Genomic DNA, 12,515 nt, shown 5'->3' on the forward strand with positions numbered 1-12,515 from the left:
AGCCGGTTAAGAGTCATTTGACTCCTAACCGGCTGTTGTCACATCATTCGCTCCATTTTTCGCCACAGCTGCTGCCCCTCTGGTGCTTCTTCCCATAGATCAAAATGAGGGTACATCACCTCATGCCAATTATCCGGTGAATGCTTTGTAGTCAACAAGACATGACGTTGTATTGGGCTCACCCTAGCAGGTAACTCATGATAAGAGAATAATAGTCGACCATGCATACCAATCATATACGTTTGATTAAAGCTGTTTGGTGACTCTGCTTGCTTCTGATAATGGTAATAGACATAGCTCGACACCATCTCTGGTTTCAATCTGGCTATCGAGCCTACTCGATCATCAATAGCATAATTTCCGCGCCAAGATTCGGCGTCTTCAGGTATTCCATCATGAAACACGTCGATCATGGGGATAGCCAATCTATGCAGCGTCTCACTTGCGTTGAAATTTGCATCAGGTTCAGTTGGCCACTTCTCCAGATATCGATCGAAGGAAACGGGCCAATCCCATGTTGAAGCACTCTGACCGCATACTGCCTCGGCATAGACACAAACATACATATCGCAGGTGAACACCGCGACATGCCTTAGACCTGCTGCGGCCCATTCTTCATGAAGTGTAGTTGCATTTTCCTTCACGATTTGCTTGAATTCTTTTGCCGTTCCTCTACGCGCTTGTGAGTAGAACAGTAGTCTTTGCACGCTGCTCCACTCTCCTAAATGCCCAAATAAAATACTTTAGTATTGTGCATGCGTACGTTCGCACGCTCCTTGTCGCTCCATTGATCAGGCAGCAGTAGTTCGAATAATTGAACAACATCGTGATAAGTGCCGGCCATTAAAGCTACAGGCCAGTCGCTGCCAAACATGATGCGGTTGGGACCGAATCGTTCTGCCGTGTGACGAATATATGGCACCAATCGCACGGGATTCATTCCATCTGCGGAAGTAATCATACCAGACCATTTACAATACACATTAAGAAATTCGGATAACTCATCGATGTATGCCGACCAAGGCTCGATTTCACCTGTACGAATAGGCGGACCACCTTGATGGTTAATAACCGCCTTTAAGTTAGGTACGGACTTTAAGCATTTAATTACATTTGGCATCTGATCTGGTCCGATGAGCAGGTCGATAGGAAAACCATCTTCTTCCAACATGCGAAGATGCACTATTAAACGATTTGGTACTTCCTCTTTGCACGGTTCGAAGACGGAACGGTCCAGCCTAATCCCAACAAATTTTGGGTTGTTACGTAAACGTCTATATTCGTCAACGAATGAATCTGCAAAAGGATCAAGCCAACCAACGACACCGAGGATTCGCTCATTTTTACCAGACAGTTCAAGTAAATACTCCGTCTCTGCCACTGTCGGTGCCGCCTGTACGGCGATAATTCCACGTAGACCATTAGCATCTGCAAGACCAAACAGATCCGATGGTACATAATTTTGATAAAGAACCGGATTACTCGGCTTAAGCCAATGATAATCGCCGCGCTCCAGCTTCCAGAAGTGGACATGGCTATCGATATAGGCATGGCTAACATCACTAGTAAATGATTGATGAATAGATGTCATGAATAACATACTCTCCTCATTCTTACTATTGTTGATTACGGCCTCGGATAAGCTTCGCCGTTCCCCCTGCCACTTCTGCACTCCACGGTGTCTCATAGGTCGGTTGATTCACATAACGCTTCATATGAAGTTTCAATTGAATTCCTGCTCCTGGAGCAAGGGTAACCGGTAACCATTTCCCATCGAGCTCTCCCTCGTCAACCTTCTGGCCGCTTTGATTAAAACTCTCCATATAGGTAAACTGGTGCTCACCGAAGCTGCCAGCTTGTACGATCAATTCACGTTCCTTGAACGCCGATAGGTTCACAAGCGTTAAGGTGACAAACTCATCACCAAGCGCTTCAACCAAAGCACCGATGTCCTCTGGAAGTCCACATCGTTTACGGTCAGCATCGAAATAACGCACTCTAGCATGTTGTAATCCACCGTGAGAAATGTGCATAGGAGCGCCAAGCATCATTTGCAGTAAACCTTCGAAATAGACAGGAGAATACTCCTGCCACTCATGAATACTGTAGGGATGATCCCAATCCCAGCTGGTTGGATCCCCCTTAGGAGAGCGAAGCTTCTCCAATTGAATCGCGATTAGCTCCAGATTTTGCTGTAAAATACGCTCTGGATAATCAGGAAATTGCCCTCGCATATATAAGTACCAAGGTACTGTATTTGCAATGTAATGCTTGGTTTCCTTGCGTGTAGCCGGATTTCTACCAGAAATCGTGGGCATATCAATCAACCGGAAATGATCTTCATAGGGAATCCGGTCTACACGTGCCGCATCTTCCTCAGCCATCGATATCGTCCATAAATAAATCGGGTAGGTTGGAACTTGGATTCGGTAGTCTGTCCAGCCGGAATCAAAATGCTTATTCGGAACATGCCATTTCCCATTAATTTCTTTGCCTAGATCCCAATTTCGGTCCAATTGCGAACGTGCCAAATCTAATTTGCTCCGATCACCAGAAAGAAGCACAGCGTTCATACCAGCATTGGTTAGCGGTTCGATGATGGACATGAATCCGTGCGGCCAACGGTAGCCGTAGTAACCTCCCCACCATTTACCATCGTTGTACTCACCTATGATATCGCTTAATCCGACGTTGTCTGGAATTAATCCGCCGTTACGAAGCGTACGCTCTTCCCACGCGGTCAAATAGTCCAATACCCACTGCCGATAAGATTCATCACCCGTATACATAAACGCATTGGTGATCAAGCCGGTTGCGTTCAAATTCAGCGGGACATCTCCCTTCGCTTTCCGTTCGTTCATTCTGGTAATGATTTCACCATAAATAGCATCGTCTGACCACTTGCACTTACCGCTGGCGAAGTCCACACCAGGAATATCCTCGAACGGTGCCAAATAATCATCGAGCACGCCTCTATGTGTTACCCAGTCCTCTTCCGTCATTTGGAAGCGCGGGCCTTTACTACCCGTAATTGGCGAGCGCATTAACTTTCGTTCTGCATCATAGTTCAGCACTTCCGGATTCTTTCCTGTATATAACTCGGCAAACTTGACCGCTCGCTGACTATTCTTCAGCAAATGCGGATCAGACAAGCCAAGGAAATAGAGATATAAGGAGCCCTCGCCATGGTGCATCCAGTCATAATAAGCATCAAATTCGTTATGAATCTGACCATATTCCGTCCATTGCCAAGTAATCGCATCATACATAAGGCGGGACAAGCGTAGAATCTCCTCATTGCCCCCGAGTGCATAAAGCAGGGATAAATTCATGAACGCTTCATAAGGATCATCCGACCCGTCCATCCCTGGCCAATCTTCACGCCAAACGATCGTTCCATCTTCCCGCGTATAACGACGTACATATTCAACCGCCGCCTCGTTCAGTGTATCAATTAACTTCCGCTCCGTAAGCGCCCAAGTTGGCGCTGTCCACGAATCTCGCGCATAGATGGCAGCGGAAGTAGACTTGGATTTGTTAATTGGTGTCATTGGATGCTCCCTCCTACCAGAATGTATCATGTACGCCGCGCAGCTTGCAGACTGCTTCAGCGAAGAAATAGTCGCCATAGATCATTGGGTTGTTAACATGTGCTTGTTTAGGACGGTTGGCAGTTCCCATCCGTAGAATCGCTTCCTCGTTCGGATCATCCCAGGCTGTGTATTTTTCATTTAATTTAAAAATCAGCTTCTCAGCAGCATTTCGATATAGCTCAGACTCGCACTTCGGCACCAACAAACTCAACTCCAGCATGCCGCTGGCTGCGCAAGCTGTCGCGCTTGAGTCCATTGCCATTCCTTCTTCCCAAGGGGCTCGGAAATCCCATGGCGGTAAACCATCTTTGGGAACATTGGCCAGGAAAAAATGCGCTGATCGCTTAGCTGCATCGATATAACGTTGATCTCCCGTGTAGCGTGCGCTTAGTGCCATGCCGTATAACGCCCATGCGGTTCCGCGGGACCATGCCGAATCCGGCGAATAGCCTTGTCCCCCTAGCGCTTCTTGTCTCTCTCCAGTCTCAGGATCGAAGCACACAATATGGTGAGAAGAGCCATCCGGACGAAGAAATTGACGTAACGTCGTATCCGCATGAAGAGCCGCCACGTGTTTAAAACGTGGATCGCCAGACTCCTCACTAGCCCAATATAGCAGCGGCAGATTCATCATGCAGTCAATGATCGCCCAACCAACCCGCTCCGGCTGGTTCCAGGCGCGAATAAACTGGCCTTTCGCATTGTAACGCCCAACCAGATGACTGGCTGCCGTCATGGCTCTCCGCTTCGAAATTTCACAACCAACCAGCTTATACTGCGCCACGGAAGATAAGCTCCACATAAACCCTACGTCATGATGCAGTGGGTAATAGTCGGTAAGTACCGGGTCCATTAAGGCCTCGATCTGTGCAGCTGTATCTTTGAGTTCTTCAACCTTATTCTCACGATACACCAGCCACATCAAGCCCGGCCAGAACCCATTCGTCCACCAATCTGCTTCTTCACTTTCATATTTTCCATTATATGATATATATGGAAATCCAACGCCAACTGACTGGCTCATTCGTTCCACTTTGCCGATGATTTTATCCCAAATTTCGTCTACCCACGGTGCACGTGATGCATCCGTTCCAATGCTTGCATTTACGTTAGACATTCTTCAACATCCCCCTATTACCATGTCATTGGCTGACCTGGAAATAAAATAAGCAGCCGATCCAATTCATCCTGAGGTAAGCCAACTCCATCACTATAGCTTGCATTAAGGGAAAGAGAGCGTAACGAAGTCGTTCCAGTTAATGTTACTGTAATGTCTGGACTAGAAAGGCTAAACCGCATAGCAGGCTCAATCAACCCTTTGGGCTCCGTCTTCCGTAAGAAGGCTATCTCTTGAATTCGACGCTCCGCTTCTTTCACTAGAGGCGAATCTTTCTTAATAAATGGCGCTGGATTATCCGCAAGAAGCCCCATTCCGAGAACGCTTCCATTAATAACGGATACGCCATGCTCTCGGGCAGTCGGCAGAAGCTCATCCATGGCCGAATAATCGATAAGCATGTAACGACAGAATGTCTGTACCGAGTCGATATGTCCTGAACGAACAAAGGGCAGCAGCAGCGCTGGATTAAAAGCATTTACTCCTATGGCTCGAACCTTCCCCTGCTCCTTCAGCTTCAGAAAGGCGGGAATGGTTTCGTTCATTCCTATTTCCGTGTTCAACTCCGAAAGTTCGTGCATTTGAATGAGATCCAGATAATCCGTCCCTAGGCGCTTAAGACTCTCCTCCACAGAACGAATCGTATTGTCGTACGAATAGGACTCCCCCCGCATAACAGCTTTGCTCGCAAGAAATACTTTCTCCCTCTTGCCTTGCAGCGCTTTCCCAATACGGCGTTCGCTTTCTCCTCTTCCATATAACGGTGCTGTATCGATAAAATTGATCCCTAGATCCAAGGCCCGATCGATCACCTCTGTTACTTGCTCATCTGTGACTGGACCGTAATCTCCGCCAAGCGGAGCACCCCCGAGACCTAGCTTTGATACCCGAGCTCCCGTTTTGCCAAATGTGGTGTATTCCACTATGTTCACATCCTTATTGTCTTAGTTAACAGATACCGATATTCCTATTATAATGCACAAAGTCATTATTTAGTTTTGCTGTATGACACCGAAATGTTGTTATTTTGCACAACCCATTGATGTTACATGGATTACGCATAGTAAAAAAACCTCTTTATTCACAAAAAGAGACATCGTCTCCTATTGTAATGAAGAGGTTAACTAATCAATGCAATTCGTTTCTTAACTTGCTTGGATTTACTCCGAAACGCGAATGAAATAATTTTGCGAAATGGTTGTAATTCTGAAAACCAACGTCTAATGAAACCTCTGAAGAAGATAATAGCAGCATTTCTACAACTAAATAGTAGACGATTTATTTTATTTAAACAATCAGCACCAAAAATAATCTTCGTAATAGCAGGATTACATGATAAATTAGCAAGATTATTACTTCATTCTACTTAAAATTCAACTTACACTATAGATTGTGAGATGGATGTCACTTACCATCCTATGACTTCGAGATAAGGGGTGAGAAACATGAACAATCAATTAGAAGTTCAAATGTCGTGGTGGGCGATGGATAATCTGGATATTTTTGAAGGAAATATATTGTCCGACGAAGAGAAAATAGCCTTAATCGCTAGCAATGGTTATGACGGCATTAATGGATTCCTTCCTTCACCCGAGAAAGCTGATTATTGGAAGCATCTTTTAGACAAGTATCACCTTTCGTTTAGTGTAAACGCTTACCCGAAATCGGTTGAAGATTTAGCTGATTTCCTATTAAGAGCAAAAGCCTTTGATGGTATTGGATTTATTAATGCACAAGTCATGCAACCATTCATGACAGGTCAATCTGCCATTCAGCTCTTGAAGGGGATTGAGCAACTGTCTAAAGATGCGGGAATTCCTGTTTTCATTGAAACACATAGGGGTACTATTACCCAAGATTTGATACGGACCGTTGAATACGTTAGAGAACTAAAGTCTCTACCTTTAACAATCGACTTTTCCCATTACATCGTCGCTGGGGAACTGCATACTGTTTCTCAACAAGCGGACGAGTTACTTCTTTCATTACTTTCGAACACTTCTAGCATACATACACGAATATCGAACGGAGAGCAAATACAAATTGACCCTGGTGAGGAACAAAATCATCCGATGTTCTCCCATTTTATGAAATGGTGGCAATTGGGAATGAAAAATTGGCTGCTTCAGGCTAGTACAAATGATGTATTCCCGGTCGTAATTGAACTAGGTCCTCCCCCTTATGCAATAACAACGAATGAAGCAAGCGGGAGAAACAAAGAGATTAGTGACCGATGGCAGCAGTCTCTGTACTTGCAGCGTGTAGTAAGAGATATATGGAACACGATCACACCCTGATTTTGAAGAAAAATCGATAATAGGAGGTTAATGAAAATGTCAGGAAACAGAGCTGTTGTCTACAGTAAGCCAGGTAGTGTAGAGGTTAGAAATACGGAATATCCAGATTTGGTTCTTAAGGACGGCCCAGGCGTTAATCCATTGAATGTGGGTCGCAAATGTGAGCATGGCGTTATTCTTAAAGTCGTGACAACTAATATTTGCGGTAGTGACCAACACATGGTTAGAGGTAGAACGACTGCACCATCAGGCCTCATTTTAGGTCATGAAATTACTGGTGAGGTTATTGAGGTTGGACGCGATGTGGAATTTATTAAAAAGGGGGATCTCGTCTCCGTTCCTTTCAATATTGCCTGCGGTCGTTGCCGGAGCTGTAAAGAACGGAATACAAACGTATGTCTAAATGTCAATCCGGATCGTCCAGGTTCCGCATATGGTTATGTCGATATGGGCGGTTGGGTTGGAGGACAATCGGAATATGTGATGGTGCCATATGCAGATTTCCAATTATTAAAGTTTCCGAATAAAGAGCAAGCGATGGAGAAAATCCTTGATCTAACCATGCTTTCTGATATTTTCCCAACGGGTTATCATGGTGCTGTTAGTGCAGGTGTGCGTCCTGGATCAACCGTATATGTTGCCGGCGCGGGACCAGTAGGTCTTGCAGCGGCTCACTCTGCTCAGTTACTGGGAGCGGCCGTTGTTATTGTCGGTGATTTAAATGCGGAACGACTTGCTCAGGCGAAAAGTTTTGGTTGTGAAACAGTTAATCTACGTGAAAATGGAGACTTAGCTGGCCAAATCGATCAAATATTGGGCTCACCTGAAGTGGATTCAGCTATTGATTGTGTAGGTTTTGAAGCTCATGGACATGGGAAATCTCATGGTGAAGCGCCAGCTACCGTGCTGAATTCAATTATGGAAGTAACACGCGCAGGAGGAAGCTTGGGAATTCCAGGGCTTTATGTGACTGGCGATCCAGGTGCTATTGACGAAGATTCAAAAATAGGTACACTAAAAATTCGTTTCGGACTGGGTTGGGCTAAATCCCATACCTTCGTTACTGGTCAGACACCTGTCATGAAATACCATAGAGATTTGATGATGGCTATTCTTAGCGGCAAAGCGCAAATTGCTAAAGCTGTAAATGCAACACTTATTTCATTGAATGATGCTCCCAAAGCCTATCAAGATTTTGATCGAGGCGTTTCGCGGAAATTTGTTATTGATCCACATGGCCTTGTTAAATAATTAATCCCAATGAACAAAGTGGGCAGGTATAATGGAAACTACCTTGCTGCACTTTGTTCATTTTTTTACTGTCTTCCACAATGAGTTTCAGCCTCTTCTGGTCTTATACATTTGCTATATGTTGGCTCATTTACATACCGTTCCACCGATACTGGTTCACCGTACGGAATCCAAATGGCACCAGCGTCCACACTATACTCCGTATCTGGCTCCATCTTACAAACTAGTCCAAAATACGAAAACGCTTTCCGTTTGAATGTTATGTGTGTATGCTTGCTGTACACTCATCCATTATTATCACCTCCTTTATCTTTGCTTATCGAAAATCCTGCTTTTTCAATTCACTAATATAATCTTTCATCCGTATTACTTTGCTCTCCAAACGCGACTTCTCCGCGGCGAATGCAATAAGATGGCTTTTAACGGAAACATCTGCACCGGTAAGTCCTTTTTCTTTACCCTCACTTTGAACTAGGCGTACGAAGTCTCGCATAATACCCGTATCTCCACCCCCATGCCCTTCCATGTCCACGTCAAGATTAATGACTTCTGTCTCCCGAGTTACGAAGCTAGTCACTTCAATGATGTTCTTCTCCATATCGCCTCTGATTTGGCCGTGTGTGCCCATCAGCTTCACCGATCTGCCACCTTCATAGGTAAAGGCACTCATCGTAAATGCGACTGTCACTTCATTAGCGAATTCCAAATTGACTACTTGGTGATCTACAACATTGTTATCGCAATGATAGACACATCTTCCATACGGGCCTTCCTTCAATTCACGAAGTACACCCTCGTCGCTCGTGTTATTACTGACAACCGTACGCAATACTTCTCCCACCCAATCATCTCGTTCAATATACATTTTGGGCGCATAATACGGGCATTCATCTTTCACGGGACAGCCGTCCAAGCAATACTTAGGCGCCCCCTCTGGCGCATTTTCTTTACGGAAATAGGTCAATGAGCCGAATGAAGAAACTTTCGTACAGTCCGAGTCGACAATCCATTGTAGAATATCCATGTCATGACAACTTTTTGCTAGAATCATCGGGCTCGAAACTTCCGAATCCCTCCAGTTGCCTCGTACAAAGCTGTGGGCTTGGTGACGATGCTCCACATTTTCCGTATGTTGAATCGAAATGAGTTTACCTATTTTTCCATCTGTAATCATTTTTTTAATCCTTGCAAAAAAATCCGTATAGCGAAGCACATGACAAATTGAAAATACACGTTGATATTTCTCAGCGTATTCACCCATGATGATGCATTCCAATGGATCCGGTGACATCGGTTTCTCTAAGAGAACATGATATCCTTTCTCCAATGCCTTCTTCGCAGGCTCGAAATGCATGTTATCCTGGGTGCAAATCAGAATGGCATCAGCCAGCTTTGGGCCTTCAAGGAGTTCTTCCCAGTTTGAAAAACAGTTGGCGTCTTGAATACAATGTGCTTTTTGAAAAAGCTCCCTTCGTTCAGGATCAGCTTCTGCAAAAGCAACGAATTGAAGTTCTTCCGGATTTTTTAATGCATAAGGAGCATACGCACCTGCCCCTCTTTGCCCAGCTCCAATTAATGCAGCAGTAACTTTCTTAATTTGATTTTTCTCCTTTTGCATAATGTAAGCGTTACCAAATTGATTTTTGAATCTCTTATTCCATATCATGCAGCTTCTCATTAGGTTGCAGGCTTCCTACGCCAAATAAGAAGGAAGCCTGCACTGGTGTAAATTATTTGTTTGTAGCTTTCCAAGCATCGAGTTGTTTTTGCTTTTCAGCGATAATCTTGTCTGAGCCAGCCTGTTTTAATTTATCAAGGAATTGCGGTAAGTACTTGTCAGGATCGATGGAACCAGAAGCTAAAGAATAATAAAGCTCAGCAATGACTGCATCGGTGTTCGCCTTCTCTGCCTTCACAGGTGTAAAGTCAAATACAAATCCTAACGCATTGGAAGGTGTGGCGTTTTTATTAAGATCTATCCACATTTGGGTAAACTTAGTATCGTTTCCTTTAGGATCACCTTCTGATAAATAAGAGAGTGTCATGTTACCGAATTCCCAAGGAGCGAAGATTTGGTAGCCCCCGTCTTTGTTCGTTTCAATTCGGTTATCAGCAACTTTCTTATAATGTTTACCGTCAACGCCCCAAACAAGCGTGTTGTAGACTTCTTTATCGGTGTTAAGCAGATTGAGGAACATCATGGCTCTCTCTTTGTTTGGCGAATTTGCAGAGATAGCAGTAATCGTCGCTGAAGCTTTGTCGGTTGTAAGCAGCGGCTTCACGAACTGGAAGTCATAGGACTGTATAGCTGGATTGAAGTTGGACATTCTTCCTGATGCTTCCATGCCAGCTTGCGCGAAAGCTACGGAGTCACTATCGATCTGACCCAATTCAAGCGCATATTTTCCAGCCTTCCGATCCGCTGAGGTTTCTTTTAATGTTGCAGCGTCTTTCTTTAAATATCCTTTGGTATACCAGTCTCTCATCATCGTTACATAGGCTTTGAATTCTGGCGTCTCATATTGATTAACAACCTTGCCTCCATCTTTTAAATAAAGATTTCCGGGAGTCTTAGGATCTCCTAAAGTCTCCATGCCAAACATTGGAGGTGCAGTAAGGAATGGATCGATCTGTTGGCTATATTCCCAAGGTATAAGATTAGGCTCGTTCTTCTTGACTGTTTCTAGGAAAGGTGTTAGGTCCGATAACTTGGTGACCGATTTCCAGTCAATTTTATATTTATCCGCTACTGACTTCTGTATTAAATAACCATACCCTGCCGTTGACTGTTGGAAGACAGGTACGCCATAAATATGTCCTTTTACTTTTACAGCATTCCAAAACATATCAGGAATCCCGCTCTTCATGGCGGGGTATTTAACAATCAAATCTTCTAATGGGGCATAAGCTCCATTTGCTACATTTTGAAAATAATTATTGAAATTACCTGCCGTCCAGACAAGATCGTATGGCTCGCCAGAAGCCATGGTGACTTTCATTTTCTCTTCGTAAGCACCCCAATCAATTAGCTTCAGGTGAACCTTGGCATTAATTTTCGGCTGGATAAGTTTATTTACGGCATCTTCTACGGTCTGCAAATCCTTCTGAGGTGAGTTAGGGAAGTAATAAGTAAGCTCAACTGGCGCTAATGGGGTTGCTGTTTGTTGAACCGCCGATTCCGTTGTTTTCGGTGCTGGAGTTGCAGATGTTGTTGTAGTATCCGTTTGTTTACCACATCCAACGAGTGCGATCGTGAAACCAAGACTTAGTACACCAAGTGTCTTTGCCTTCTTCTTCGTTCTGTTCATTGTCAGACCTCCATATTTGTTTATATATGCTAAATGGGCCCACGCCCAATAAAGCCACGCCTTAAGATTTCACTGCACCCAATGTAAGGCCCTTAACGAAATATTTCTGCAAATAAGGATATGCGAGAACGATCGGCCCCACTGAAATGATGCATGTTGCCATTCTGGCCGTCTCGTCGGGTTGGGCGGCTGCGGCTTTCGCAGTCAAAGCATTCCCTTGGAGGAACGCGATGTTGTTCATAATGGACTGAAGAAGAAACTGCAACGTATACAGCTTGCCGTTCTCAATGAATAATGCGGCAGTAAACCAATCATTCCAAAGAAAAACTGCTGTAAAAAGACCGATGGTTGCGAGCACTGGCGTCGATAAAGGAACGACGAGCTTGATAAAAGTATGAAACTCACCCGAACCATCAATTCTTGCAGACTCTATTATTGATTCTGGAATTGAGGCTTTAAAAAAATTCCTCATGATAAGAACATTGACCGATGAAACTAAGTAAGGTACGAAGAGCACATATAGCGAATCTTTCAGGTGAAGGTACTTTGAGAGCAGGATATACCAAGGTACTAATCCTCCGTTGAACAATAAGCAGAATACAACCAAGAAGGACACGATATGCCTATACTTCACTTCATTTCTTGAAAGGCTATATGCAAATAAAGACGAAATAATAAGATGCAATAGTGTACCTACGAGTGTAACGATGACGGTAACAAGGAAGGCTCTGATAATGGGTGAGTTTCCATTAAGTATGAATTGGTAAGCATTCAGACTAAGTTTCAAGGGAATGAGATGGTAGCCGAACTGGAATATAGACTGCTCATCGGATAACGAAATGGAAAGTACAACAAAGAGCGGGATCAGACATAGGGCGCAATACACCATAAAACATAAATTTATTATCGTGCTGGATACTGTAAATCGTTTGTTCATGCAATCATCCTC

10 protein-coding genes are annotated in these 12,515 nt (G+C 44.2%); 2 read left to right on the forward strand and 8 right to left on the reverse strand.

Annotated elements, in window-relative coordinates; translation table 11 throughout:
• Positions 1 to 38: 38 nt before the first annotated feature.
• The 5 genes from ASG85_RS31680 to ASG85_RS31700 are packed head-to-tail and all read right to left on the reverse strand — an operon-like array spanning position 39 to position 5,633.
• The gene (locus ASG85_RS31680) at positions 39 to 707 is read right to left on the reverse strand and encodes a hypothetical protein (protein WP_057306711.1); all 669 of its coding nucleotides are present in this window, start codon (positions 705 to 707) and stop codon (positions 39 to 41) included.
• 14 nt (positions 708 to 721) lie between these two features.
• Positions 722 to 1,591 (reverse strand): amidohydrolase family protein, encoded by an 870-nt coding sequence (locus tag ASG85_RS31685; RefSeq protein WP_057306712.1) that lies wholly within the window; start codon positions 1,589 to 1,591, stop codon positions 722 to 724.
• Positions 1,592 to 1,616: 25 nt separating this feature from the next.
• Positions 1,617 to 3,551, reverse strand: coding sequence for a hypothetical protein (locus tag ASG85_RS31690; protein ID WP_057306713.1), 1,935 nt, complete (start codon positions 3,549 to 3,551; stop codon positions 1,617 to 1,619).
• A gap of 13 nt (positions 3,552 to 3,564) precedes the next feature.
• Positions 3,565 to 4,710 (reverse strand): glycoside hydrolase family 88 protein, encoded by a 1,146-nt coding sequence (locus tag ASG85_RS31695; RefSeq protein ID WP_060648873.1) that lies wholly within the window; start codon positions 4,708 to 4,710, stop codon positions 3,565 to 3,567.
• A 17-nt stretch (positions 4,711 to 4,727) separates the two neighbouring features.
• Positions 4,728 to 5,633: an aldo/keto reductase gene (locus ASG85_RS31700; protein WP_060648874.1), complete on the reverse strand. Its 906-nt coding sequence runs from the start codon at positions 5,631 to 5,633 to the stop codon at positions 4,728 to 4,730.
• 522 nt (positions 5,634 to 6,155) lie between these two features.
• On the opposite strand from ASG85_RS31700, the gene ASG85_RS31705 reads away from it, so the two are divergent.
• Both ASG85_RS31705 and fdhA read left to right on the forward strand, forming a co-directional pair.
• Entirely contained in the window at positions 6,156 to 7,007 is an 852-nt protein-coding gene (locus ASG85_RS31705; protein ID WP_235550265.1) for a sugar phosphate isomerase/epimerase family protein, read from the forward strand.
• Positions 7,008 to 7,043: 36 nt separating this feature from the next.
• On the forward strand, positions 7,044 to 8,258 hold the full coding sequence (fdhA, locus tag ASG85_RS31710; protein WP_057306716.1) for a formaldehyde dehydrogenase, glutathione-independent: 1,215 nt from the start codon (positions 7,044 to 7,046) through the stop codon (positions 8,256 to 8,258).
• Positions 8,259 to 8,574: 316 nt separating this feature from the next.
• Here the strand turns inward: fdhA and ASG85_RS31715 are convergent, their stop codons facing one another.
• From ASG85_RS31715 to ASG85_RS31725, 3 genes are all read right to left on the reverse strand, one after another.
• Positions 8,575 to 9,924 carry a Gfo/Idh/MocA family oxidoreductase gene (locus ASG85_RS31715; RefSeq protein ID WP_321166619.1) on the reverse strand — a complete coding sequence of 450 codons (1,350 nt, stop codon included), beginning with the start codon at positions 9,922 to 9,924 and terminating at the stop codon, positions 8,575 to 8,577.
• A 64-nt stretch (positions 9,925 to 9,988) separates the two neighbouring features.
• Positions 9,989 to 11,566 (reverse strand): ABC transporter substrate-binding protein, encoded by a 1,578-nt coding sequence (locus ASG85_RS31720; protein WP_057306717.1) that lies wholly within the window; start codon positions 11,564 to 11,566, stop codon positions 9,989 to 9,991.
• 61 nt (positions 11,567 to 11,627) lie between these two features.
• Complete coding sequence (locus ASG85_RS31725) at positions 11,628 to 12,503, reverse strand: carbohydrate ABC transporter permease (RefSeq protein WP_057306718.1); 876 nt, start codon at positions 12,501 to 12,503, stop codon at positions 11,628 to 11,630.
• Between the last annotated feature and the right edge of the window lie 12 nt (positions 12,504 to 12,515).

The organism is Paenibacillus sp. Soil724D2 (assembly GCF_001427935.1).
GTDB lineage: Bacteria > Bacillota > Bacilli > Paenibacillales > NBRC-103111 > Paenibacillus_E.